Below are 25502 nucleotides of genomic sequence, written 5' to 3'. Positions count from 1 at the left end.
GAGAGACAATATTAGGGGGCTTCGATATGAATAAAGAACAAATGATTCAGTTAATGACAGAAACGATTACTAAATTTACCGGCTATATGGGCAAGAGGCTTCCAGATGATGTAATGGCAAAGCTGCGCGAGCTCAGAGAGCAGGAAGATACGTATCTGGCAAAGGTAGTTTATGATTCCATGTTTGAGAACCAGGAACTAGCAGACAAGCTGGATCGTCCCTGCTGCCAGGATACTGGTGTAATTCAGTACTTTGTTAAAGCCGGTGCTGAATTTCCCTTACTGTCCGAAGTCCAGGAAATATTGCGCAATGCCGTGCTGGAGGCAACAAAGGTTGCTCCTTTGCGCCATAATGCAGTCGAGATTTTTAAAGAAAAAAATACCGGTACTAATACAGGCGAACGTGTTCCTATTGTTAACTGGGAAATTGTCCCTCACTCAAAATCAATTGAAATAGAAGTTTATATGGCCGGCGGCGGCTGCAGTCTTCCTGGTCAGGGTAAGACACTTATGCCGGGTGAAGGCTATGAAGGTGTAGTTAAATATGTCTTTGATGTAATGACTTCTTACGGCGTTAATGCCTGTCCGCCCATTTTGGTGGGAATCGGCATAGCTGGTTCCATTGAAGTAGCGGCTACTCTTTCTAAAAAAGCACTATTCCGGCCCATCGGCTCCCGTCATCACGATCCACAAGGTGCGCAGATGGAACTGCTTATTGAGAAAGGTCTGAATGATATCGGCCTTGGACCACAAGGCTTATCAGGTAAAAACTCTGTTACAGGAGTGCATATTGAATCGGCAGCCAGACACCCGTCCACAATCAGTGTGGCTATATCCACAGGCTGCTGGGCTCATAGACGGGGCACGATCCGTATTAATGAAGATATGTCGTATGAAATTATCTCTCACAAGGGGGTATCACTGTGAAAAAGGTCTTAACAACTCCAATTAAAAATGAAGATCTGGAAAATATTACAGTTGGTGACGTTGTTTACCTTGACGGCTACCTGATTACCTGTCGTGACGTTGCTCACCGCCGGTTGATTGAACTGGGCAGGGAATTGCCGGTTGACCTGAATGGCTTGGCTATTTTTCATGCCGGACCGATTGTAGCTAAAGACGATAACGGTAAATGGCAGATGATTTCTATTGGACCTACTACCAGTATGCGCATGGAAAAGTTTGAAAAGGAATTTATTAAGCAAACCGGTGTGAAGTTGATTATCGGCAAAGGCGGTATGGGGCCGGAAACCGTGGAAGGGTGTAAGAATGATAAAGCTCTTCATGCCGTTTTCCCAGGCGGCTGCGCTGTTTTGGCGGCAACGGAAGTAGAGGAAATTGAAAGAGTGGAGTGGCAGGATTTAGGCATGCCTGAGTCGCTGTGGGTTTCACGGGTGAAGAACTTTGGTCCGTTGATTATTTCTATTGATACAAAAGGCAATAACCTGTTTGAAAAGAATAAGGCTGTATTTAATGAGAAAAAGACGGCAATTGTGGAAGATATTTGCAAGCAAGTTAAGTTTATAAAATAACAATACAAGCTTTCGTCGGCATAGAAATACCCTGCTCAGTGCATCGAGCAGGGTATTTAAGTTTAGAGGTACAGCTGGATTGTAGAATATTATATTAGTCACTTAACGTAACATCCCAGCGCTGTTCCAGCAATTGTTTTTTCCAGGTATTGTTTTCTTTTTCTTCCGTAAGAGTAAAGCCATATTGCTCATATAAGTGACAGGCAGCATCCAAGCCTTTAAAGGTCCACAAAAATACGTTATTGTATTTTTGCTGATGGCAATACTCCATTGCTGCAGCCATTAATTTACGCCCAGCACCAGCACCCCTGAACTCGGGCTCAATTAAAAACCAGCGCAATTGGGCACTGGTTTTACTTATCTGAACGATTCCAATAAAACCAACAATAGTGCCGCAGTACTCTGCTATAAGGATTTTGCCGCCTGCCGGGTTTTCCAGATAAGCAAGGAGGCTTTGTAAAACGTACTTTTCAAATATCTGATCAAAGCCATGCTCTTGGGCATATAGCACACCGTGACGGTAAGCAATGTAGCCACAATCGCCGGGCTTGTATTCGCGAATCGTAATCGTAGTATTGTTTCCTGATAACAGGGCTTGTATTGCCGTCATATGGTCAACTAGCTGCTTTTGGCCGCCTTGGGGAATTTGTTCTAATAAATGGATAAGTTGAAGAGAGGAGGATTCTGCCAGTCTTCGATAAATCTCCCGGCCTTTATCCGTTATTACAAGGTTTTGGGACCTTCGATCCGTTAAAGATTTGTTTGTTTCGATGAGTCCTTCTTTCTTAAATCGCCGGAGAATGCGGCTAAGATAACCAGGGTCAATTTGCAGCAGTTCCGTTAAGTCGCTGGCAGTGCAGGCAGCGGCGTTATCCATTTCCACCAGTACCCGTGCCTCCGCCAAAGAATAGGGGCTTTCCAGGATCGTCTGATTGACAAGACCAATAATATTGGTATAGAATCGGTTAAATTTCCTGATCTCGTTTACCTGTGCCTGAGTACGATCATTCATTGCTATCTGCCCCTCCCTAAATAGTTATTAGGTTACACTATTACAGTACCAGTAATAGTTGACATAGTCAAGTGTTTATTTGACATTGTCAACTATTATTGTTTATAACTATTGGACGTACCGCTGTTACGAAGCCAAAAAGTCGTGCCAATACATGGCACGACTCAGCGTGTAGACAAACATACCTGGAAAGAGATTGCCGCGTCGTTTTACTCCTCGCAATGACAGTAAAGTCGGGTATCATCGCGAGCGTAGCGTGGCGATCTCCTTTGTTGTATTACTTCTGTCGACAGCCTCAATCGGCCAATAATGTCTGACCGCACAGTTTGTTGAAATCTCGTTCCCAGGTTGTTCAGAAAGTCCCAGATGCACGATCTCCATCTCAAGTGTTTGATTTTGTGCAGCAAAGAGCTGTGGGCGCGGGGAATCCCGAGGAAGCGAGCGAAGACAGTACAGCAGCGGTACGGCAAGCGAGCTCCCGCAGGCCTGAATGCGAAGTTCTTGGTACTTTAGTTCCTTAGAACTTCGGCTTACCCCTTGCGGGTACAACGCAGATGGGGCTTTATCAACGGCCTGACTTTATTGAGTGGCTAGCTCGATAAATGCCCGCATTGCAGGTGTCAGCCATTTATCCCGGTGATAGATCAGCTGGGTTTTCACCGGAAAGGCAGGTCCTTCCCAGGCTAATTCCACCAGCTTACCCCGGTCAATATCATCCTGAACGGCAACCTTCGGCAAAATAGCAGTTCCCAAGCCGCAAATGGTACATTGCCTGATAGCACCGATGCTGGATAGCTCCATAAGAGCTTCGGGCTTAACGCCATACTCTTGCAGCATTGACAGAATGAGCGGACGGTAGCCGCAGCCCGGTAATGTGATGATCAGGCATTCGCCGGAAAAAGCATGTGGCGTAATATTTTTCTGCAGTGCCAGGGGATGGGAGGGGCTCACTACAACGCTCATCTGCTCCTGATACAATGTCTGCACCAGCATTTCCGGATTTTTGATTGCATCGGTCAGAACTAAGGCGATATCAATATTGCTGGTTTTGAGCAGCTCAAAAAAATGCTCGCAGCTTTCGGTTTGCACCCGGATGTCCACCAGCGGGTACAGCTTCCGGTATTCAGTTAAAATCTGCGGCAGCCGATATACGCAGACCGTCTCAGCGGCTCCGATATTCAAAACGCCTCGTACAACCTGAGGGAGAAATTCGCCTTTGGCTCTTTCACATAATGCCAGTATTTGAGTGGCATTCACCAGAAAGCTTTTACCGTCGGTTGTTAACTGAATGCCTCTGCCGATCCGCTCAAACAGCTTAACTTGCAATTCTTCTTCCAACTGATGAATTTGGCCAGTAATATTGGACTGGGCATAGCCAAGCTTTAAACCAGCTTTCGTGAAATTCAGTGTTTGGGCAGCTGCACAAAATATCTGAAGCTGACGTAATTCCATTTCTATCCCTCCGGCGATCTATCTGTAAAACTGATTATAATCATATAAAACAATCATTATTTCCGCTGTTAATTACATGATATACTAGGGCCAGCGATCCGTCTATAGTAAGGAAATAAAGAAAGCAAGGGTGAGGAAAATGAGTAATGTATTTTATCGTGCCGTAAACAAAGAGTATCTGGAAGTGGATCATGGCGCAGGGATTTACCTGTATGATACAGCGGGCAATAAGTATATTGATGCCTGTTCAGGTGCCGCTGTCAGCAACCTGGGTCATGCTCATCCTGTCATTCTTGAAGCAATGATGGCTCAGGCGCAAAAAGTGGCTTTCAGTCACTTGTCGCGATGGACCTCACAGCCTATTCAGCAGCTGGCTGACCTGGTAGCACAATTGGCACCGGGCTCGTTAAATAAACTCTATCTGGTATCGGGCGGTTCAGAGGCAACGGAATCGGCGCTGAAAATGGCGCGCGGCTATTTTGTCGAGCGTGACGGTCAGAGCTCCAAATACCGGATCATTTCCCGCTGGAAAAGCTTCCATGGCAATACAATTGGCTCATTGTCAATGACCGGTGATAAACGCCGTAAAAAATATACTCCGCTGCTCTTGAATTTCCCCCATATTGCACCTGCATACTGCTACCGCTGTCCTTTCGGCAAAGAGCAGGAGACCTGTGAGGTAGACTGTGCTCTCGATTTGGAACGGGCAATTAAAATGGAAGGCGCCGAGTACGTGGCCGCTTTTATTGCTGAGCCGGTAGGTGGTGCGGCCTGTGGAGCCATTGTTCCTCATAAGGATTACTTTAAAGTTATTCGCCAGATTTGCGATCATTATGATATTCTGCTGATTGATGATGAGGTTATGGCTGGCTTTGGCCGTACCGGATCGATGTTCAGTATTGATGACTGGGGCGTTGTGCCTGACATGATTTGCGCTGCCAAAGGGATGAGTGCAGGGTATTCGCCTCTCGGTGCAGTCATTGCCAAGCAGGAAATTTATGATACGTTTAAGAATGGTTCAGGAATATTTGTTCATGGCCATACGTATGGCGGCAATCCCTTGTCAGCTGCTGTTGCGCTGGCTGTGGTCAAAACGCTGCTTACCGATAACATAGCCGAAAATTCACGAACTGTCGGTGCCTATCTGCTTACGCAGCTACAGGAAAAATTACTGCCCTTTTCCTTCGTCGGTGATGTCCGGGGCAAAGGTTTGATGCTAGGGGTGGAAATTGTCAGGGACAAAGCGACAAAAGAGCCTTATCCTTTAGCGATGGCAATGGCTGAAAAGCTGACGGTTACTCTCATGAAGCATGGCATTATTGTTTATCCTGGTACAGGAAATGCCGATGGCGAAAACGGTGACCAGTTCCTATTGGCACCGCCGCTGATCATCACCAGAGATCAGGCCGATGAGCTTGTAGAAGGACTGGTATCTGGCTTCAAAGAATTTGAGCAAACGTACTGCACAATAAAATAAAGGAGTGAGCTTGTGGAAAAACTGATCATTACTATAGCGCCGACGGGGAATGTGCCGACAAAAGCAATGACCCCTCATGTACCGGTGCGACCGGCAGAAATTGCCGCTGACATTGTAGCCTGCTATGAGAAAGGTGCTGCTGTCGCTCATATTCATGCCCGCGATGAGCAGGAAGTCCCCACGTGTGACAGTCACTACTTTGCTGAGATTGTCAGACTGCTGAAGGAGTCGGGCTGCCCCATTCTTAAGCAAATCTCCACTGGTGCCCGTGGCGGAAAATCCGGCGAAGCCCGTGCCGCATCCTTAAGTTTAAAGCCCGAATCAGCCAGCCTGGCTACCGGTTCATCCAATTTTCCTGCCAGCATTAATGCCAATGATCCTCAATTAATCGAGTATATGGCAAAGATCATGCTCGATAATCACATTAAACCGGAGATTGAAGTCTTTGATGCGGCAATGATCCATAATGCCGTGAATCTGCAGAAGGCAGGACTGTTAAAGGGCCCGCTCCTGTTTAATCTCGTGTTGGGAGTCAAAGGATCGCTGCCGGCTACTGCCAAAAACTTATTTTTCCTGGTAGAAAGCCTGCCGCCTGATGCGGTGTGGAGTGTTTCTGTAATTGGTCCCAGCCATGTGAATCTGTCGGCTGTCGCCATGGCACTGGGCGGTCATGTGCGGGTCGGCATTGAGGATAATGTATACTATACCAAAGGTGTGTTAGCGACAAACACAATGCTGGTAGAGCGAATTGCCGGCATCGCTAAAAGTATCGGCCGCGACTTGGCGACACCGTATGACGCTAAGAGAATATGGGGAGTTCTATAGACCCTGCTAATCGTGAAAACCTCTTTCGTGGAAAAACGAAAGAGGTTTTTATGACAGTTGGGGACGGTCCTAAATTGTCACCTTTTCTTGAACGCTGTTTTGCAGATTAAAGTGACAAAAAAGGACCGTCCCCAACTGTCATAAGAAAGGGTGCTGCTATTTTGTGATTAAGTTAAGTTACAGTAATATATTTTATGATTTTATATTTTCAGATTATATTGACAATGTATTGAGGGTGGTTCTATAATGAGCATAAATGAAAACAAATGAGCATAAACAATCAATAAAGAGCGAGTTAAACAATCGTTAATGAAACTAAGAAGAAGGTGAAGTGACCTAGTTGTAATTGCATTTGTATGGGTGTCTAAAAGTAAGGAGGGAGAATATGAGAGAGCAGTTTCAAAAGTTTGGTGGTTTTCTGGCTGGCATGGTTATACCCAATGTTGCAGCATTTATCTGTTGGGGGTTTATCACTGCTTGCTTTATTCCTACCGGGTGGATTCCTAATCAAGATCTAGCAAAACTTGTAGGGCCGATGATTCAATATTTGCTGCCCCTATTAATCGGTTTTTCCGGCGGAAGACTGGTCTATGGTATACGTGGTGGCGTAATGGGTGCTATGGCGACGATGGGAGTTATTGTTGGCAGCGAAATTCCCATGTTCCTGGGAGCTATGATAATTGGACCGTTTGCTGCCTGGATCATGAGAAAATGGGATAACCTAATTGAAAACAAAATACCCATTGGGTTTGAAATGCTTGTTAATAACTTCTCGGCAGGCATCCTGGGCATGATTCTCATCATGCTCGCCTACAGCATTATTGGACCGATAGTCGCAAGCATTGCCACCTTCTTAGGTGTTGTAGCCAAAGCTATCGCTGAAGCTAAGCTTTTGCCTCTTTTAGCACTATTGATCGAGCCAGGCAAGGTATTATTCCTGAATAATGCAATTAATCACGGCGTTTTCTCACCGATCGGGGTAGCAGAAGTTAAAGAATTCGGCAAGTCTATCTTCTTCTTATTAGAAACTAATCCTGGTCCTGGACTTGGCCTATTGCTAGCTTATTGGGTATTTGGCAAGGGGATGGGCAAACAGTCTGCACCGGGAGCTATTATCATTCATTTTTTAGGCGGTATTCATGAGATTTATTTCCCCTATGTATTGATGAATCCCCTGTGTATCATTGGCCTTATTGCCGGTGGACTGTGTGCGAATTTGACCTTCCTGCTGTTTAATGCCGGTTTAGTGGCAACTCCTTCACCAGGAAGTATCTTTGCCGAGCTGGCTATGACTCCTAAAGGGAGTTTTTTGGGGGTTATGGCAGGTATTATGGTTGGCACAGTAGTATCTTTCTTAGTTTCTACTCCCTTTGTTCGTGCTTATAGTGGCAATGTAGATGATAAGAGCGGTGAAGATTTTGCAAAAGCTCAGCAGCTGGTAAAAGCCTTAAAACCAGCTAAGGTTCAGGAACAAGCACTTGATGCGGCAAAAAATGAAGCTCTTGCAACAAACGAAGCAGGGCTGGTAAAGAAGATTGTATTTGCCTGTGAGGCAGGCATGGGTTCATCCGTTATGGCAGTTGCAGTACTTAAGAAGAAACTTGCTCAGGCAGGAAAAACAGGCATAGAGGTAGTTCACAGTCCGGTCAATCAAATTCCTCAAGATGCAGATATTGTTTTGACAGCGATGGGGTTGGTAGAACGAGCGAGAAAAATAGCAGCACCGGCAACCAGAGTTTATGGTGTGCAGGATTTTATCAACACGCCGGTGTATGACGAAGTAATTAGTCAATGCTAAGCAGTGCTGTTGCAGTTTGATATTGCTGGATAGAAAAGGCGGTAAATAACATGAGATTTGATCGTAATCTGATTTTTATTAATAATGAGCTTTCCAATAAGGCTGAAGTTATCGAATTTTTAGGCAGCCAGCTTGTTCAGAGCGGGGCAGTTCATCTTGATTATGTGCAGGCTATGCATAAACGGGAGCAGGATATCGGCACCTATATTACCGAAGGAGTGGCAATCCCTCATGGAACGGAGGCTAGCCGGAGCCTGGTCAGGAAGGCTGCAATTGTTGTCGTGAAAATTCCCCGCGGTGTAGAATGGATTAATGGCAATAAGGTTTATTTGGCCTTTGGCATTGCAGGCAGCGAGGAAGAGCATGTTGATTTGCTTGGTGAGTTAGCAACCATTCTCATGGATGCTGATCAAAAGGAAAAGCTGATGGCAGCCGAAAGTGAAGACGATTTATTTACCCGCCTTACCAAGTAACAGCGGCAAATATTGGAAATAGCACTTGTAAATGGATAAGGTAACTGGAGGAATTTATGTTTGCAGAAGAAAGAAAAACAGAAATTTTGCAGCTTGTTAAAATAGGTAAGCCCGTAACAGTGACTAGTTTAAGCCAGAATTTTGGTGTTTCTGAATCAACTATTCGCCGGGATTTGCAGGAGCTGGAAGACAATGGTCTTATCCAACGGACACATGGGGGCGCAATTTCGGTTCAGACCGGTTTTGAAATGAGCTTTCAGGAAAAAGAAATTCGGTTTTTAGCAGAAAAGCGGCAAATTGCAATGCTGGCGGCCAATCTGGTGCAGGACGGGGAGACGGTTCTGCTTGATTCGGGAACAACCACACTGGAAATTGCCCGGTTATTGTGTTCTAAAAAGATAACAGTTGCTACTAACAGTATGGAAATAGCTCAGGTTTTTAGCGAGGAAACCAGTGTTGAGACTTTGCTACTGGGTGGGACACTGCGTAAAAATACACGGTCCCTAGTAGGTTCTCTTACTAATGATGCTCTGCGCAAAATGTATTTTGACAAGGTGTATCTGGCAGCGAACGGTATTGATGTTGAGTTTGGGATAACTACGCCTAATCTAACAGAGGCAGAGACTAAACAATATATGCTCCACGCCGGCAAAGAAAAAATTGTAGTAGCAGACAACTCAAAGCTTGGTCAAAGAAGTTTATGCCGGGTCTGCGGTCTTGAAGAGCTTGACTTACTAATTACGGATAGCGGGCTTAAAGCAACTGATGAACAACAACTTGGGTCCTTGCTTCGAGTAATGAAAGCAGCTATTGCCAGCGGGGAGTGACGACGAGTGAAAAATGAGGAAAAACAAAAGATTGTCACAATTACACTCAATCCTGCACTGGACCATACCATCCATCTTCCGCAATTTCAGACAGGCGAGGTTAATCGGGTTCAACAGCAGCGGATAGACCCGGGCGGCAAAGGCATAAATGTGGCAAAAGTAATCCGTGCACTAGGCTATCCGGTTGCTGTTACCGGTTTTCTAGGGCAGGACAATAGTAAAGTGTTTAATGAATATTTTCAAAGGCAGGCAATTAATAATTTTTTTGTTGAAGTTACCGGCGCTGCCAGAGTGAATATTAAAATTGTCGACGATCACAGTGGTCAGGTAACGGAAATCAACTTTCCCGGTCTCACCAGTACATGTGCGGACCTGACACAACTGACAGGAGTTATCCGGCGTCTGGCAGGCGAACAGCAATGGTTTGTTATCTCCGGCAGTTTGCCCCAGGGGCTGCCGGACACTATTTACAGGCAGCTAATTGAACTATTGAAAGAGCACAGAGTGAAGGTGCTTCTCGATAGCAGCGGGCTGGCTTTGCGCGAAGGCATCAAGGCTATGCCTGATGCCATAAAACCAAATTTAGAAGAGCTTAGTCAACTGATGGGAAAACCTTTGGAAAAGGAAAGTGAAATCACGAAAGCCATAGCAGAGCTGCTTGCCGGTGGCATAAAGCAGGTCATTGTTACTTTGGGCTCTCAGGGAGCAATTATTGCGGATAAAGACCAAACTCTTCGAGTCAGGCCGCCAGCCGTCATAGCCAAAAGTACGGTTGGAGCTGGAGATGCCCTGGTTGCCGGCTTTGTTGTCGGCCAAACTCAGGGCTTGTCATTGGCTGAATGTGCTCGTTTAGGAACGGCTGCTGCTAGCGCTTCGGTTATTCAACCGGGTACACAGGCAGGTTCGATGAATGAAGTAGCAAGATTATTGGGCCAGATCGACATTAGCTAAAATAGACTAAGAAGGTGATGCTAAATGATTACCCGCGAAATGGTGATTGGCAATAAAAGCGGACTGCATGCGCGCCCTGCATCCCTGTGGGTACAGACTGCCAGCCGGTATCAAAGCAGCGTACGTATGGTAAAAGGCGATCGGGATGTAGACGGGAAAAGCCTGCTGGCTCTTCTTTCCCTGGGCTTATCTGGCGGAAGCACCTTTCAATTCAGTGTGAACGGTCCTGATGAAGCTGCAGCTGCAGAAGCTTTGGCTAAAATGGTTGCTGAATTGGGCCATAAGGAAGAGTAAACCCCAATAGTATCTTGAGAGGTGATGAAATGGAAACGCGTGCAGTCAGATTATATGGTAAGAAGGATTTGCGGCTGGAAACATTTCAACTGCCGAAGATCAAAGAAGATGAGATTTTGGTTCAGGTTATTTCCGACAGTATCTGCATGTCTAGCTATAAGGCTGCCATTCTCGGCCCTGAACATAAGCGTGTTCCCAAAGACGTAGACAAACACCCGATTATTATCGGTCATGAAATGGCCGGTAATATTGTGAAGGTTGGTGCCAAGTGGCAGCAGCAGTTTCAGGCAGGTGAGAGATTTGCCATGCAGCCTGCACTAAACTATAAAGGAAGCATGGATTCACCGGGGTATTCTTATCGGTATTGCGGCGGTGCAGCTACTTTTGCGATTTTGCCGCAGGAAGTTATGGAATTGGGCTGCCTGTTAAAATACGAAGGAGATTCTTATTATGAGGCTTCACTTGCTGAACCGATGTCCTGCATTATCGGCGCCTTTCATGCCAGTTATCATACCGACATGGGCTCCTATGAGCACCGGATGGGCATTGCTGCAGGCGGTAAACTAGCTATACTGGCCGGCGCCGGACCGATGGGGCTGGGGGCAGTTGATTACGCCTTGCATGGCGACCGGAGGCCGGGAATGATTGTTGTTACTGATGTAGATGAAGCTAGAATTACGAGAGCGAAAGCCATCTTTGATCCTGCAGAGGCCCAAAAAGCAGGCATTGATTTATTGTTTGTCAATACGACAAATTTGCAAGATGTATCGAAATATTTGAGAGAACTGACTGGTGGCACAGGCTTCGATGATGTTCATGTTTATGCCCCCGTCAAAGCAGTGGTGGAACAGGCTGATCAAATTTTAGGACGGGACGGCTGCCTGAACTTCTTTGCTGGACCTACCGATACGGCTTTTTCCGGATTGATTAACTACTATAATGTTCATTACAATTCAGCTCATGTTATGGGTACTACTGGTGGCAATACAAATGATATGATTGAATCACTGCGGCTGACGGAAAAGAATCTAATTAATCCGGCAGTTATGGTTACGCATATTGGCGGGCTGAATAGTGTAGCTGAAACCACTTTAGCATTGCCGGAGATACCAGGCGGGAAAAAATTGATTTATACCGGCATTAATATGGATTTAACAGCAATTGATGATTTTGCTGCTTTAGGCACAACCAATCAGCATTTTGCCAAGCTGGCAGAAATTACGAGCCGCTCTAAAGGTCTGTGGAGTGTTGAGGCAGAGCGGTATCTCTTAGAGAATTGGTAGTAAGCATATTTTGCTATCCTTATGAGAAAACACATTTGACTGGAAGTGAATCGCATTCGCTTCCAGTCAAATGTGTTTAGGGACTGAGCAGGAGTTTATAGTTCTGTGGTAAATACACTCCAAAGGATTGTGATTGTTTCAGTAATCTCAAGATGCTGAGACTTTGGCATGAATGGTTGTATTTTGGGGAATCTCTTAAGTAAAACGTCTAAATATAACGCTTGCGCTTTGTATTCTTTTGATCAATCGAAAAAGTTTAGGGTTGTTAGATAGCATGAAGGAGTTTTACTATGAAAACAACGATTTATTATTTTTCCGCTACAGGAAATTCACTGCATGTTGCCAGGGAAATCGCCGCAAAGCTTGAAGATTGCACGCTGGTATCCATGCCTGAACTTAGGGAAAGTAAAACCATTTTGGACGATGCCGAACGAGTGGGTTTTGTCTTTCCAACACATTATTTCGGTCTGCCACCCCTTGTCAGCAGCTTCATCACAAAGCTGGAGACAGATAAAGACAGCTATTTATTTGCAGTTACAACAAGCGGCAGCAACCGTCATTTCAGCAGTGCACTCCAGCAGGTGGCTATGCTGCTAACAGAGAAAGGCCGTAAGCTGAGTGCTGGATTTCATATCGACATGATCTCGAGCTACACGCCACTCTCCGACTTGCCGCCGCTGGAGAAAACGAACAAGAAACTGGAACAGGCCGAACTGGCAATAGAAAAAGCGGCAAATGCAATTTCAGCAGTACGCGGCAATCACGAGGCAGAGCATTTCTGGCTGCCCTTTCACGCAATAAACAAGTACTGGCGGTGGAATTTACTGCCACATGCTTACCGTAAGTTTTCCTGTACAGATGCTTGTACATCCTGTGGTAACTGTGAAAAGGTTTGTCCGGTGAATAATATTTCCCTCCACGCAGGAAAGCCTCAGTGGCGGGAAAACTGCCAGGAATGTCTGGCCTGTCTTCATTTTTGTCCGGTGAAAAGCATCGAATTCGGCAGTCGTACAGCTGGAAGAAAGCGGTATCATCATCCGAAAATCACCTTTACTGATTTAACTAACCCTAAAAAATAAAAAATCCATTTGCTGCAATAAATGGAGTGTCATTGCGTCATCTAAAGTAGTGGAATATATTTAGGCAGGAGGAGTTCGTATGGTTGATTCAAAAATAAGCGAAGCTTTTCAACTGATGTGGGGAAAGTTTCCTGAGCCGGTTATGCTGGTGCATAAGAGCAGGGAAATATTAGCCGTAAATGAAGCTTGTCAAAACGCCGGAGGGACGGCAGGCATTAAATGCTCTTCCATAGGTACTCCCGATCGTCACAAGGGCTGTCTGGCAAATCAGGCGCTGGCGTCAGGTCAGGCAAGCTATTGCAAGAGTGAAGCAAATGGTAAAACAATAATCGGCTATTGGATTCCTGTGGCGGAGCACCCTGACATTTACGTGCATTTTGGAGTAGGGACCACGATTGACTATGATCAGTTTAAAAAGCAATCATCTTAAATCATGTGAATAGCTGAGAGAAGCCGATAAATAATAAAGTATTGGATAATGCTATGCTAAGCGTTAAGGAGGTCAGTATGAATACTTACGATTTTAGTGTTACAACCATTGAGGGCAAACAAACTTCATTAGCCGATTATAAAGGCAAAGTTGCTATTATTGTTAATACTGCCAGTAAATGCGGGTTTACTCCCCAATATGAGGAACTGCAGACGCTGTATAACATCTATGCTGAAAAAGGACTTGTGATTCTCGGGTTTCCCAGCAATCAGTTTGCGGAGCAGGAGCCCGGCAGCAATGCAGAAGTGCAAAGCTTTTGCCGTTTGAATTATGGCGTAAGCTTCCCCATGTTTGAAAAAACTGAAGTGCGGGGAACCAATGCACATCCCTTATTTGTATACCTGACCGAACAGGCGCCCTTCAAAGGCTTTGATCCGAAGCATCCAATTGCCGGCAAACTGCAGGAGGTTTTGCAGGAAAAGTTTCCTGAGTTACTGGAAGGTAATTCGGTCAAGTGGAATTTCACTAAGTTTCTGATCAACCGTCAAGGCGAGGTAGTGGGACGCTATGAGCCGACAACTTCACCACTGGCCATGAAAGCAGACATTGAAAAGCTGTTATGAAGCGGGAAAACTCCCGTCCCTTTCAAAAGGGGCGGGAGTTTTACTACTAGTTTTCCTTTTCCCATTCGGTAACTTCCTGCCAGTCTTTACGGGAGCGGGGATAAGGTGATTGTGCGGCATGGCCAATGGCAATAGCTGCTACCAGTTCATCGCTGCGACCCAGCCAGGAGCGTATCTCTCTTTCAGAATAAAAAATGTCGCACATCCACAGCGTACCAAGTCCGAACGTCTGGGCAGCTAAAAGCATGGTTTGAATGGCAGCACCGATAGACTGGGTATCGGTAAGCAGCCGGTAGTGATTGTAGTCTGCTTCAACAGTTGAGAAGGCGTTGAACACGGCGATTACAGCGGAAGCTTGTCTGATCGCATTGATACTCAGTTCGCTGCTGCCGGTATCAAGACTCTGCTGTTTTCGCTCAGCTGCAACCCTTGCCATAATGGCAGCAAGCTCTGCTTTTTTACTGCCTTGTAAAACGACAAAACGCCAGGGCTGGCGATTTTTACCTGACGGTGCTTTCGTTGCCAGATCCAGGATTTTTTCAATTGTTTCCTGAGAAACCGGTTTATCTTCAAATTCGCGAATGCTTCTTCTTTCAGTAATTGCAGTTAATGTGTCCATTGTTCCTCCACGCCATTTAGTTCCAATAGTAATTATAACAAAGACAGGAAGCTGGAACAATAAAAGCGAATGTGATCAGCAAGATGGAAAATCGGATACATTGCACAAGGGGATGAGGTCAAATATTTACCATAATAAGAGACTTGCTCAAAGGCAGCTCCATAACAAAACCGGACAGGGTGCTTCCGGTAGTTCCGGCAGATATTGCCGCTCTTCAGAGTAGGCAGGAAGCAAACATGACATGGTTTGGTCACTCTACCATTTTGCTGCACATAGAAGGCAAAAGAATATTGCTTGATCCTATCTTTTCCAATAAGCCTTCGCCATTTCCTTTTGTTGGCGGTAAGCGCTTCAGCAAGGTTTTGCCCGTCGAACCGCAAACTCTTGCTGCCATTGATGCGGTCATCCTATCCCATGATCATTATGATCATATGGATTATCGCTCTATCATGGTCTTGAAAGACAGGGCCAGTCTGTTCTTCGCCCCTGCCGGTGTAGCAGGGAGGCTGAGGGCATGGGGGATTAAGCCCGAAAAGATTCGGGAATGCAAGTGGTGGGACGAAGAAGAACTAGGCGGGTTAAAGCTTATTTGTACTCCGGCCAGACATTTTTCGGGGAGAGGCTTATTTGACCGCAATAAAACCTTGTATAGTTCGTGGGCAATAAAAGGACAACAGACCAGCATCTATTTCAGCGGTGACGGCGGCTATGGTGCTCATTTTGCCGAAATCGGGGCAAAATACGGCCCCTTTGACCTGGCCTTGATGGAATGCGGCCAGTATGACAAGCGATGGTCGGATATTCACATGGCACCGGAAGAAACAGTCCAGGCTCATCTGGATGTGAAAGGAAAGCTGCTGGTTCCCATCCACTGGGCTGCCTTCAGTCTGGCCTTTCACAGCTGGACCGATCCTATCGAACGGGTAACAAAAGCTTCCCGCGAGCGGGGCGTAGCAATTGCCACTCCCAGGATTGGTGAGCCCGTTATCCTTGGAGCAGCAGAGTATCCTACTGCCAAGTGGTGGGAATAACGGGCGGGGAAATGGTTTGACAAAGCGAGACAAGGAATGGTAGTATTGAGATAATTTGGAGCAAAAAGCCCGAATGAAAATGGATAAATTGCCCTCGGGGGGGCAGGAAAGCAGGCACTATGTTGAACCTGAAAAAACGTGTATCTGTTACCTTTATTGCAACCTTAATCCTTGCATTGGGAGTGATCGGCTGGGGGGCAATACAGCCAGCAGCAGTCTCCGCTGCAAAAGCACCGGCATCAAATATTGGGATAGTCGATTATGGCAAGCTTATTGATCAGCATCCTGATGCTGACAAAGCTGACGCTGCGCTAAAAGCAGAAAATGAACAAGCCAGACAAGAGTTTGAAAGCAAAGCCGCTTCCTTGAATGATCAGGAAAAGCAGCAGCTTGGCAATCAGCTTAGCCAACGGATTGAAATGAAACGCCAGCAATTGCTCAGTGGAATCATGGATAAAGTCGATGCTGCCGTTAAAGCAGTAGCGGACGAAAAAGGCTTATCCATTGTTGTTCACAAAAGTGCTATCGTATCCGGCGGTGTGGATATTACCAATGACGTATTGGCTAAAGTGAAGAAAACGAAATAGAGTGTCAAGGACCTGAACAGATGATTTCGTTCAGGTCCTTTCTCTTGAAGCTGCTGGTCGGGATTTGCGGGGACGGTTCTCACGAGTTGAAGTCACAGGGACGGTGGTACTGTCTTAACTCGGGGAGTTAGCAAAAGTACAGGCGAGTAGCAGGAAAGCATGCAGGATTGTGTCGAATGAAGTTTATATGCGATTAGGTAAGGTGTAGGATAAGATATCAATAAAGGGCACGGCAGAGTATTGCCTGGTGACGGGAGAAGAATATGAAATCATCTTTATGTTTTCGGCCGGTATGGCTGGCTGTCCTTATTTTTTGCTTTAGCATTGCCTTCTGCTTTGGCAGTGAACGTATTCCGGTTGCTGCGTTATCTACCGGCGATGTCGTATACCAGGAAGGCACCAGCGTTGTGGTTGCTTTCACCGGTCCGAGAGCGGTACTGAGTACTTCACTTTTTAGTGGCGGATACCGGAACGACTTGCAGGCGGTTTTTAATCATGATATGAAGCGAGCCACCGGGATAACTGCCGATAATTATCTGACCTATCTAGCCGATAAGGCCGGGAGTCTGGGCCTTGATCCGGCCAAAGTGAGCGGGATGGGTACGGCAGCCTCTATGGAAAATACCGTTGTCCTTTCAGAAAGCTACCAGTCGCTTACGGTGACGGCAATTGCCACCGGTGGTGTAGAAGGCAACGGCGGGCGAGTAGGCGATCCTACCCCGTATTTTATGCCGGGACAAAAATCGGCAGCCTATAAACCGGGAACGATTAACATTATGCTGGTCATTGATGCTGATCTGCCTGCCGGTACACTGGCCAGAGCGCTAGTCACCTGTACGGAAGCCAAAACAGCGGCCTTGCAGGAGCTGGTGGCAGGCAGCCGGTTTTCCACCGGCCTGGCTACCGGTTCAGGCACCGATCAGACGATGATCATTACTAATCCGGGCTCAGAGCTGTATCTGGAGGACGCAGGCAAGCATTCCAAGCTGGGTGAGCTGATCGGAAGGACGGTCAAACAAGCCGTGAAAGAAGCGTTATTTAAGCAAACCGGCCTGTCTCCGGAGAAGCAGCATAGTGTGCTGCGGCGCATGAACCGCTTCGGAGTGACAGAGGACATGCTGTATCAGCAGTATGTGCAGAGCGGCGGTATAGCCAATAAAGTGGGTTTTGCCACAGTGCTCAGGCAGGTGGAGCGGGAGGCGCCGCTAGTCAGCTATACCTCATTGTATGTGCATTTGCTTGATCAATTGCAGTGGCAGTTGTTAAGTAGTGAGGAAGTGAAGGAAACGGGTAACGCATTGCTGCGCCTGACGGCAGATGCCTATGGTGTTCAGGCTCCGGCTATTGCTGGTTCTGATCTGCAAGGTGTTGTTCAGGCCTGGACAGATTTGGTTGTGGAAATAATGAAAAATCCTCTTGACACGGACTGATTCGTAGGGTATCCTTTTAACAAATACATAACTGCGCTGATCAGAAAAACTGAAGGCCAATGTCTCTCGCAAGAGAGGCTTGGCCTTTTTTATTTTGCTGTCACCGGAACAGGTGGTTAACGAATGCATTTAAATTGGGAATTTATGCTGCAAAGCCTGCCGCTCTATCAAAAGGCGGCTATACTGACACTCCAGCTCGCTATTGGGGGTATTGGCGTGTCGCTGCTCATCGGCCTGCTGTGCAGTATCATCTTATACTACAAAACGCCCATCCTGAGCAGTGTTGTCCGGGTATATATCGAGTTTTCCCGCAATACGCCGCTCCTCATCCAGCTGTTCTTTTTGTACTATGGCTTTACGAAGCTTGGTCTCACGATGGGTGAGTATACCTGCGCCATTCTCGGCTTGTCCTTTTTGGGCGGCAGTTATATGGCAGAAGCTTTTCGCGGGGGAATGGAATCAGTCGGCAAGTCGCAGATTGAGGCGGGACTCAGTTTAGGTCTTTCCAACCGGGAGCTTATCCGCTATGTTATTCTGCCTCAGGCATTTACCGTTTCTCTTCCAGCAGTAGGGGCCAATTGCATCTTTTTGCTGAAAGAGACTTCGATAGTCGGCGCAATTGCCATTCCGGAGCTGATGCACCTGACACAGGATCTAATCGGCATGTACTACCAAACCTATGAGTCTTTATTTATGTTGGTAGTCTCTTATCTTATTATGCTTTTGCCTTTGTCGTTTGGACTGACTTGGTTGGAAAGGAAGCTGCGCTATGCTGAATTCGGGAATTGAAGTACTTTTTGAAGGAATTAATATGCAGCGCCTTATGGGTGGACTGCTGATTACAGCCCGTATTGCCTTGCTTTCTATTATCATTGGCTCTTTGCTAGGCCTTTTGTTAGGGCTTATTCAGACCTCGAAGTCGAGGATAGTACGGTTCTTTTGCCGCTTCTATCTGGAACTGTTTCGTATTATTCCCATTCTGGTGTGGCTGTTCATTGTCTACTTCGGGATACCCAGTATGCTGGATATTCATGTTGAGGGGGAAGCCGTGGCAGTCGTTGTCTTCAGTCTCTGGGGGGCGGCAGAAATGGGTGATATCGTGCGGGGCGCTCTGATATCCCTGCCCAAGCACCAGGCAGAGTCGGGCAAAGCCCTGGGCCTTAGCTTCTGGGGGCTGTACCGCTATATTCTTATCCCGCAGGCTGTCCGCCGCATGCTGCCGGGAGCAATTAATTTATCGACACGAATGGTTAAGACGACTTCGCTGGTTGTCATGATCGGTGTAATTGATGTTGTAAAAATCGGCCAGCAGATTATCGAGTTGTCCATCTTGAAGGCGCCTACCGCTTCCTTTTGGGTGTATGGTTTCATCTTTATCCTGTATTTTAGTATCTGTTATCCACTCTCCAGGCTGTCCAAGCAGCTGGAGTCAAAGTGGCAAAGCTAGGGAGGCGTTTAGTATTACGAACAGTAGTGAAGTATTGCTGGAAATAAAAGATTTGAACAAGCAGTTTGATGGAAAAACAGTGTTGGATAATATCAATCTTACCATTCGCAAAGGCGAGGTTGTCGTTATATTGGGGCCGTCAGGTTGTGGTAAAAGTACCTTGCTCAGATGTCTCAATGGTCTGGAACAAATTCAAGGAGGTGATATTCACTTCGCAGGGAAAAGCATTACTGGCGAAAACGTGAAATGGCAGGCGGTCCGCCAGAGGATTGGCATGGTTTTTCAAAACTATGATTTGTTCCCTCACATGACGGTTATTGAAAACATCCTTTTAGGACCGGTAAAAGTTCAAAAGAGAGCGCAAGCAGAGGCTTTGGTGCAAGCAGAACAATTGTTAGAGCGGGTAGGCTTACTGGACCGCAAGGATGCTTATCCCCGCCAGTTATCGGGTGGACAGAAGCAGCGGATTGCCATTGTCCGGGCTTTGTGTATGAATCCTGACATGATGCTGTTTGATGAAGTGACAGCTGCCCTTGATCCGGAAATGGTGCGGGAAGTGCTGGATGTTATTCTAGGACTTGCCAAGCAGGGCATGACGATGGTCATGGTCACTCATGAAATGGGCTTTGCCCGGGCGGTAGCAGACAGGATTGTATTTATTGACGAAGGAAATATCTGCGAGATGTCCGGCCCAAACGAATTTTTTACTCATCCTAAGACAGAACGGGCTCAGCAATTTTTAAATATTTTTCAATATCAAAATTAAAAGTAAAGGAGAAGATAACATGAATTTCAAAAAAATCCTGGCAGCAGCGTTCAGTGCGTTATTACTAATCGGGGTTTTAGCGGGCTGCGGCTCAAATACAACCTCGAAAACAGATGGCAAAAGCGAAACCGCAGTTAAAAGTTCAATTGAAGAAATTAAAAAACGGGGTACTGTAAGAATCGGCATATTTGGTGACAAACCTCCCTTTGGCTATATTGATGCCAATGGTAAAAACCAGGGCTACGATGTATTTATTGCCAAACGCTTTGCTAAAGATCTGTTAGGCGATGAATCCAAAATTGAATTTGTACTGCTCGAACCGGCCAGCCGGGTTGAGTACCTGCAGACCAATAAAGTAGACATTATTCTCGCTAACTTTACGGTTACAGAGGAAAGAAAGCAAAAGGTTGATTTTGCAAATCCGTACATGAAAGTGGCGCTGGGCATTGTTTCACCAAAAGGAGAACCAATTACCTCCGTTGAGCAGTTAAAGGGTAAGAAACTGATTGTCACCAAAGGAACAACTGCAGAAACCTATTTCACTAAGAATCATCCTGACATTGAATTGCTGAAATTCGATCAAATCACCCAAACCTTCGAAGCGCTGAAAGATAAACGCGGTGCTGCCTATGCCAATGACAATACCCTGCTGTTTGCCTGGGCAAAAGATAACGCCGGTTTCACCGTTGGCGTTCCCACTCTGGGTGGCCTTGACACCATTGCACCGGCAGTAAAGAAAGGCAATAAAGAATTGCTTGACTGGATTAATACTGAATTAGAGACTCTTGGCAAAGAGACCTTTATCCACAAGGCTTACGATGCAACATTAAAACCTGTATATGGAGATACTATCAATCCTGAAGATATCGTAGTTGAAGGTGGCAAATTAAAATAAGATAGTTTCAACAATAACAGCCACTGGCGAAAGCCGGTGGCTGTTTCATTATCGCTGATCACTTATGGAAGCATCGCTGTTATTTGCTGATAAATCAGTCAGCGGGTCATAAGGCGGGCCAGTTATTGTTCCAACAAGCAAGGCAATATCAACCGCGTTTTCCGGGCTGCCCCAGGAGTTGCCAGAGAATACAAAGATTGCCTGGTCGACAACAAAGCCACGGCTATTGTACACTACATTATTGACGATATGTCCGGTTGAGTTTGGATTGAAATAGGCAGGCTGACGAAGTGAATATAAGATATTATTTTGAGCGATTAAATTCACTACATTTCCTTGCGTTAAAAAACCGCGATTCACAACCCAGCCCGTTGAGGGACCTGCCTGTGGCGGACCAAAAATGACATTATTAACAAGCTTATGATTTGTTCCAGCTAGTTGAATAAACTCAACGGCATAGGGATTATCACTAGTAATGGTTAGACCGTCGATGGTGATGCCGCTGCCGGTAACCAGGAAAAGAATAACCGCCGCTTGCAATTGTATAACTGTACTGGGATAGCCTTTTAAGGTTACGCCTGCTTTGTTGATGGTTATTGTCGAAGTGACGGGATAGGTTCCACCGAGTATATGGACAGTCCCTGTTGGAGAAACTGCCGCCACGCCTTGCTGAATCGTGCCAAACGGGCTGGCCTGCGTGCCATTTCCGCCCACCGCTCCTGCCTGAACATAAACTGCAAACGGATTGGGTTCGAAGGTACCTGTTGCCCCTGTTGCTCCAGTTTCCCCTGTTGCGCCTGTAGGACCGGTAGCCCCGGTAGCCCCGGTTGCTCCAGTAGGGCCCGTTGGTCCAGTTGAGCCTGTTGCGCCCGTAGGTCCAGTTGAACCCGTTTCACCCGTTGAACCGGTATTGCCTGTGGCACCTCCTGGAGCACCAGTTGGACCTGTATCGCCAATTGCTCCGGTAGCTCCTGTCGAACCGGTGTCTCCTGTTACACCGGTTGCGCCAGTGGCGCCGGTTGGACCTGTATCACCTGTTGCACCTCCACCTGCGCCGGTAGCTCCTGTTGCACCGGTTGCCCCCGTAGGGCCAATCTCGGGAACATCATCTTCAATAATAACAAGCGTTGCCGTAACCGGTACGATTGCCGAATAGTAAACTAAGGCATCACTTGCATTTACCAGTGATAATGTAACCGGAGAAGCTACAACATCAATAATTCCTACTCCTGGAACCACACCTAATTTTGATGGAGAATTGCCGTCTAAAAAGTCTCCCTGTGAAGAAGACAGTGAAAAAACTACTCCACAAGCTGAAGCAATAGATTGGGTTGCAACCCACCAATTGAGGAAGTATCTTCCCGGTTCATTAAATGTTATTATTCCTGTTATGTCATTGTAACTAATATTACCAGATGAATATACGACGGTCTCAAAAATAACATTTGCTCCATCTACAACACTGCCGGCAGTTGTACGTTCTATTTGTAAGGCGATATTACTCATGAATTCTCCTCCTTACGGAAAACCTTGTTATATTTTATGTCATTAGGCGGCAATGTGTAACATTAACAGCAAACTTATTCGTTTTTGCTAAAATGGTCGCAGCCCCAGCGATAGAAGGCAATAAAGGAGCGTGAAAGCAGAAAGGTTATCATTAACGTATAAAAAGTAGTAAACCAGCTCCATTCGAGATACTCAATAAGATCAGTGTACATTTCAAGCGGATACTCTACTGCAGTTATCCCTGCACTGAATAATATAGCGTAGCCAATAATGGGCAAGAGACCTTTCTTGCGGGTAACCTGGTTGTACAATATACACAGAATAGGGAAGACCCATAACTCGAACAGGATGCACGTATTATAAAACTTGGGCAGCAGCCTGACGGGATAGTCGATAAGCTTCAGGTTGACGACCGGACTTCCCCAAACAAAGTCGATAAGACTTTTAAATAAAAAAATGACAACCCAATCACGAAAATATCGCCAGTCTACAGCGAAAACCAGCAGTAATAAAGCAATACCTGCTGCCAATACGCTAATCACTGTGTCTATGCTGAGCATCATCTCAGATCCTCTCCCCCATGAAGTGAAAAACTAACAATAGCCTTCCCTGCTTCTTTCAAGATCATTCGGTGGCATATAATGACAAAAAATGTCGAAATTGGTATAATAGAATTACTTTAGCATTCATTACTTTTTCGCGAAAGGATTCTAAAAGTGTCAACTATAACGTCGATGTTAACTACAGTTCCGGTGGGCTTGTTGCTGGGGGCTTGTATACTATATTGGGGAGTCCCGTTCGATTCATCCTTAGCAAATACTGTCTACCAAATTTCCTATGTTATTTACGGCATTGCCATGTTACTAAGCTGGTGGTTTAATCGCAGCCGGGTGTTTTTTACTGTCTTTGTGATTGCACTGGTACAATTCGCTCTTAGCGACAGGGCGACAGAAATGATCGCAATTCCAGCCTACACGGCAGCTATTTATCCGATAGTTTGTCTGCTACTGCCTATCAACATTTGTATTTTTTTCTTGCTGAAAGAACGGGGCATATTTAACGGCTGGGGGTTAGGCCGTTTTGGAATTATCTTATCCCAGATTATTTATATAGCGGTGGCCGTAGTTGCAAATGACAAAACGCTGCTTGACCTTTTCTACAAGGCAGCTCCAGTTGATTCCATGACGTTGCCTGCTGCCTTCCCTCAGTCATCCGCTTTGGCCTATGGCTTTACCCTTTTGTTGTTTATCTTTAATCAAGTAAAAAATAAAACTCAGTTGGGAAATGCTTTTCTGGCTGTTGCCGCTGCAACCATGCTTGGTCTGTATTTAAAAAGTGAAGCGCTGGCATTGCCTGTGTTTTTTTCGGCAGCAGGGGTTGTATTTATCGCTGCCGTGATTCAGGATTCGTATTCGATGGCCTATTTGGACGAATTGACGGGATTGCCTGCCAGGCGAGCCCTCAAAGAGGACTTGCTGAAACTAAGCGGTGAATATACCATTGCCATGGTGGATATTGATTTTTTTAAAAAGTTTAATGATGCTTACGGACATGACACAGGGGATGATGTACTACGCCTGGTAGCATCAGTGCTCAAAGGAGTTGAGGGCGGTGGGAAAGCTTTTCGCTACGGCGGAGAAGAGTTTACAATCCTATTTCCTCGGACTAGGCTGGCCGATGCTCTTCCCCATCTGGAAAAGCTCAGAGCTGAAGTAGAAAAGTGTCCTTATCAGTACAGGGGAAAAACGGAAAAGACAAGCAAAAAGAAAACTCCTGCCAAGTCTGGAAAACCACTTTTTGTCACTATAAGTATTGGAGTGGCGGAGAAAAGTGAAAAACATACAAATACTAGTGAAGTAATAAAGTCTGCCGATAATGCCCTCTACCGGGCTAAGAAAAAAGGACGTAACTGTGTATGTAAGTAGAACAGTACGGTTTGTCAGCATGGGATAATTGTGATAGTATTATAAAATTAACAATGATGAATGGAGAATACAACAATGTCTGAATTACCGAATTGTCCAAAATGCAAATCCGAATATACGTATGAAGATGGCAGCCTGCTTGTTTGTCCTGAATGTGCTCATGAGTGGGCTGTAGGTGCAGAAGAATCAGCTAATGAAGAACAAAAGGTCATTAAGGATGCAAGTGGCAACATATTAGCTGATGGAGATTCCGTAACTGTCATCAAAGATTTGAAAGTAAAAGGCAGCTCATCCTCCCTAAAAATAGGAACAAAAGTGAAAAATATCCGATTGGTTGATGGCGATCATAATATCGACTGCAATATTGAAGGCTTTGGAGCCATGAAATTAAAATCGGAATTTGTTAAAAAAGCATAACTGGAATGGTAATACAAGGAGCCGTTCTTTGCATTGAGGCAAAGGACGGCTCCTTGTTTAATTAATGGCCAACTAGCTTATTCAAAAAAGGGGAACCAATTAACATAAAAATTCATATTATATTATGATTAAGTCCATTTGCTGCTTTTAGGAAGAATGCATGTGTACTACTCTTCGTATTTGCAGCAGGGTGCATAATCAGTGAATACGGTTGTTTGATAAATAAAATGGAGGGATAGTATGGATACAATAGGTCTGCAGCTCGAAAGAAATTTAGGCGGAACTGTTGCGACTGGTGCTAATGTTATCTTTGAAACTGTGGTAGATACCTTTGGTTTGGTAACTTATAACCCGCTAACAGGTGTTATAACAATTAATAAAACAGGCAGGTATTTTGTTAATTGGTGGGTAGCCACCCAGGCTGCACCGGGAAATGTAGGAATTTCTTTTGCGATTGTAAGCTCACAGGGAGATGATCTTTCCGGAGAATCGCCCATAAAGTCGGATGAGGTGGTTGGCTTTGCCTTGCTTCAGGTTGATGCTGTACCAGTAACACTGAGTTTAGTTAATCAGACTATAAGTACAGTATCGTATTCAGCTTTAGTGGGTACGAAAGCTTCTCTGGTCCTTGGTGAAGTTCCTGAAGAAACAGGTGTTACAGGTGTTACAGGGCCGACGGGAGCTACCGGAGAAGCAGGAGCAACTGGTGCCACGGGGGATACGGGAGCAACCGGTGCCACAGGAGGTACGGGTGCCACTGGAGTAACAGGAACAACTGGAGCAACGGGTGCAACAGGAGACACAGGAGCGACCGGGGTAACAGG

At 45.9% G+C, this 25502-nt stretch carries 27 protein-coding genes and 1 pseudogene; 23 read left to right on the top strand and 5 right to left on the bottom strand.

What is annotated here, in order from left to right; genetic code table 11:
- Positions 1-26 precede the first annotated feature (26 nt).
- A complete protein-coding gene (gene ttdA / locus RTR76_RS17060; RefSeq protein ID WP_312522978.1) occupies positions 27-926 on the top strand; it encodes a L(+)-tartrate dehydratase subunit alpha in 900 nt (299 codons plus the stop codon).
- Positions 923-1531 (top strand): L(+)-tartrate dehydratase subunit beta, encoded by a 609-nt coding sequence (gene ttdB / locus RTR76_RS17055; protein WP_312522977.1) that lies wholly within the window; start codon positions 923-925, stop codon positions 1529-1531. Before ttdA ends, ttdB begins: the two co-directional genes overlap by 4 nt.
- A 94-nt stretch (positions 1532-1625) precedes the next feature.
- Here the strand turns inward: ttdB and RTR76_RS17050 are convergent, their stop codons facing one another.
- Both RTR76_RS17050 and RTR76_RS17045 read right to left on the bottom strand, forming a co-directional pair.
- Positions 1626-2543 (bottom strand): helix-turn-helix domain-containing GNAT family N-acetyltransferase, encoded by a 918-nt coding sequence (locus RTR76_RS17050; protein ID WP_312522976.1) that lies wholly within the window; start codon positions 2541-2543, stop codon positions 1626-1628.
- Positions 2544-3122: 579 nt separating this feature from the next.
- On the bottom strand, positions 3123-3995 hold the full coding sequence (locus RTR76_RS17045; RefSeq protein ID WP_312522975.1) for a LysR family transcriptional regulator: 873 nt from the start codon (positions 3993-3995) through the stop codon (positions 3123-3125).
- A gap of 139 nt (positions 3996-4134) precedes the next feature.
- Here RTR76_RS17045 and RTR76_RS17040 point away from each other — a divergent pair, with 139 nt between their 5' ends.
- From RTR76_RS17040 to RTR76_RS16990, 11 genes are all read left to right on the top strand, one after another.
- Positions 4135-5472, top strand: a complete 1338-nt coding sequence (locus tag RTR76_RS17040; protein WP_312522973.1) for an aspartate aminotransferase family protein — start codon at positions 4135-4137, stop codon at positions 5470-5472.
- A gap of 12 nt (positions 5473-5484) precedes the next feature.
- Entirely contained in the window at positions 5485-6297 is an 813-nt protein-coding gene (locus RTR76_RS17035; RefSeq protein ID WP_312522970.1) for a 3-keto-5-aminohexanoate cleavage protein, read from the top strand.
- 385 nt (positions 6298-6682) lie between these two features.
- On the top strand, positions 6683-8095 hold the full coding sequence (locus tag RTR76_RS17030) for a PTS mannitol transporter subunit IICB (RefSeq protein ID WP_312522968.1): 1413 nt from the start codon (positions 6683-6685) through the stop codon (positions 8093-8095).
- A gap of 50 nt (positions 8096-8145) precedes the next feature.
- Positions 8146-8568 carry a PTS sugar transporter subunit IIA gene (locus RTR76_RS17025; protein ID WP_312522965.1) on the top strand — a complete coding sequence of 141 codons (423 nt, stop codon included), beginning with the start codon at positions 8146-8148 and terminating at the stop codon, positions 8566-8568.
- A gap of 56 nt (positions 8569-8624) precedes the next feature.
- Complete coding sequence (locus RTR76_RS17020) at positions 8625-9395, top strand: DeoR/GlpR family DNA-binding transcription regulator (RefSeq protein ID WP_312522963.1); 771 nt, start codon at positions 8625-8627, stop codon at positions 9393-9395.
- A gap of 6 nt (positions 9396-9401) precedes the next feature.
- On the top strand, positions 9402-10346 hold the full coding sequence (gene pfkB / locus RTR76_RS17015) for a 1-phosphofructokinase (RefSeq protein ID WP_312522961.1): 945 nt from the start codon (positions 9402-9404) through the stop codon (positions 10344-10346).
- A 24-nt stretch (positions 10347-10370) separates the two neighbouring features.
- Entirely contained in the window at positions 10371-10640 is a 270-nt protein-coding gene (locus tag RTR76_RS17010; RefSeq protein WP_312522959.1) for an HPr family phosphocarrier protein, read from the top strand.
- Between the two features lie 29 nt (positions 10641-10669).
- Complete coding sequence (locus tag RTR76_RS17005) at positions 10670-11923, top strand: zinc-binding dehydrogenase (protein WP_312522957.1); 1254 nt, start codon at positions 10670-10672, stop codon at positions 11921-11923.
- Positions 11924-12213: 290 nt separating this feature from the next.
- Positions 12214-13002: an EFR1 family ferrodoxin gene (locus RTR76_RS17000; RefSeq protein ID WP_312522955.1), complete on the top strand. Its 789-nt coding sequence runs from the start codon at positions 12214-12216 to the stop codon at positions 13000-13002.
- Between the two features lie 79 nt (positions 13003-13081).
- Positions 13082-13432: a hypothetical protein gene (locus RTR76_RS16995; protein WP_312522953.1), complete on the top strand. Its 351-nt coding sequence runs from the start codon at positions 13082-13084 to the stop codon at positions 13430-13432.
- Positions 13433-13509: 77 nt separating this feature from the next.
- Entirely contained in the window at positions 13510-14055 is a 546-nt protein-coding gene (locus RTR76_RS16990; RefSeq protein WP_312522951.1) for a glutathione peroxidase, read from the top strand.
- A gap of 46 nt (positions 14056-14101) precedes the next feature.
- Here the strand turns inward: RTR76_RS16990 and RTR76_RS16985 are convergent, their stop codons facing one another.
- Positions 14102-14674, bottom strand: coding sequence for a nitroreductase family protein (locus RTR76_RS16985; RefSeq protein WP_312522950.1), 573 nt, complete (start codon positions 14672-14674; stop codon positions 14102-14104).
- A 236-nt stretch (positions 14675-14910) separates the two neighbouring features.
- Here RTR76_RS16985 and RTR76_RS16980 point away from each other — a divergent pair, with 236 nt between their 5' ends.
- From RTR76_RS16980 to RTR76_RS16950, 7 genes are all read left to right on the top strand, one after another.
- Positions 14911-15705: an MBL fold metallo-hydrolase gene (locus RTR76_RS16980; protein ID WP_312522948.1), complete on the top strand. Its 795-nt coding sequence runs from the start codon at positions 14911-14913 to the stop codon at positions 15703-15705.
- Positions 15706-15824: 119 nt separating this feature from the next.
- Positions 15825-16292: an OmpH family outer membrane protein gene (locus RTR76_RS16975; protein WP_312522946.1), complete on the top strand. Its 468-nt coding sequence runs from the start codon at positions 15825-15827 to the stop codon at positions 16290-16292.
- Between the two features lie 263 nt (positions 16293-16555).
- Complete coding sequence (locus RTR76_RS16970) at positions 16556-17722, top strand: adenosylcobinamide amidohydrolase (protein WP_312522944.1); 1167 nt, start codon at positions 16556-16558, stop codon at positions 17720-17722.
- Positions 17723-17845: 123 nt separating this feature from the next.
- Positions 17846-18511, top strand: coding sequence for an amino acid ABC transporter permease (locus tag RTR76_RS16965; RefSeq protein WP_312522942.1), 666 nt, complete (start codon positions 17846-17848; stop codon positions 18509-18511).
- Positions 18492-19169 (top strand): amino acid ABC transporter permease, encoded by a 678-nt coding sequence (locus tag RTR76_RS16960; protein ID WP_312522941.1) that lies wholly within the window; start codon positions 18492-18494, stop codon positions 19167-19169. Before RTR76_RS16965 ends, RTR76_RS16960 begins: the two co-directional genes overlap by 20 nt.
- 34 nt (positions 19170-19203) lie before the next feature.
- The gene (locus tag RTR76_RS16955) at positions 19204-19935 is read left to right on the top strand and encodes an amino acid ABC transporter ATP-binding protein (protein ID WP_312522940.1); all 732 of its coding nucleotides are present in this window, start codon (positions 19204-19206) and stop codon (positions 19933-19935) included.
- A 19-nt stretch (positions 19936-19954) separates the two neighbouring features.
- A complete protein-coding gene (locus RTR76_RS16950; RefSeq protein WP_312522938.1) occupies positions 19955-20830 on the top strand; it encodes a cysteine ABC transporter substrate-binding protein in 876 nt (291 codons plus the stop codon).
- Positions 20831-20878: 48 nt separating this feature from the next.
- Here the strand turns inward: RTR76_RS16950 and RTR76_RS16945 are convergent, their stop codons facing one another.
- Together RTR76_RS16945 and RTR76_RS16940 are read right to left on the bottom strand one after the other, a co-directional pair.
- On the bottom strand, positions 20879-22336 hold the full coding sequence (locus RTR76_RS16945; RefSeq protein WP_312522936.1) for a hypothetical protein: 1458 nt from the start codon (positions 22334-22336) through the stop codon (positions 20879-20881).
- Positions 22337-22410: 74 nt separating this feature from the next.
- Positions 22411-22899, bottom strand: a complete 489-nt coding sequence (locus RTR76_RS16940; RefSeq protein ID WP_312522934.1) for a CBO0543 family protein — start codon at positions 22897-22899, stop codon at positions 22411-22413.
- Positions 22900-23052: 153 nt separating this feature from the next.
- Here RTR76_RS16940 and RTR76_RS16935 point away from each other — a divergent pair, with 153 nt between their 5' ends.
- The 3 genes and pseudogenes from RTR76_RS16935 to RTR76_RS16925 form a co-directional block, all read left to right on the top strand.
- Positions 23053-24261 (top strand): GGDEF domain-containing protein, encoded by a 1209-nt coding sequence (locus RTR76_RS16935; protein WP_312522932.1) that lies wholly within the window; start codon positions 23053-23055, stop codon positions 24259-24261.
- A 75-nt stretch (positions 24262-24336) separates the two neighbouring features.
- Positions 24337-24678 (top strand): zinc ribbon domain-containing protein YjdM, encoded by a 342-nt coding sequence (locus RTR76_RS16930; protein WP_312522930.1) that lies wholly within the window; start codon positions 24337-24339, stop codon positions 24676-24678.
- 240 nt (positions 24679-24918) lie between these two features.
- Positions 24919-25502 (top strand): annotated as a pseudogene (locus RTR76_RS16925) (hypothetical protein); the annotation flags it as partial.

Origin of the sequence: Anaerospora sp. (genome assembly GCF_032013335.1) — a bacterium.
Taxonomy (GTDB): Bacteria; Bacillota; Negativicutes; order Sporomusales; family DSM-15969; genus Anaerospora.
The sequence above is the reverse complement of the archived record's forward strand: the minus strand, read 5'-3'. Positions and strand labels throughout refer to the sequence as shown.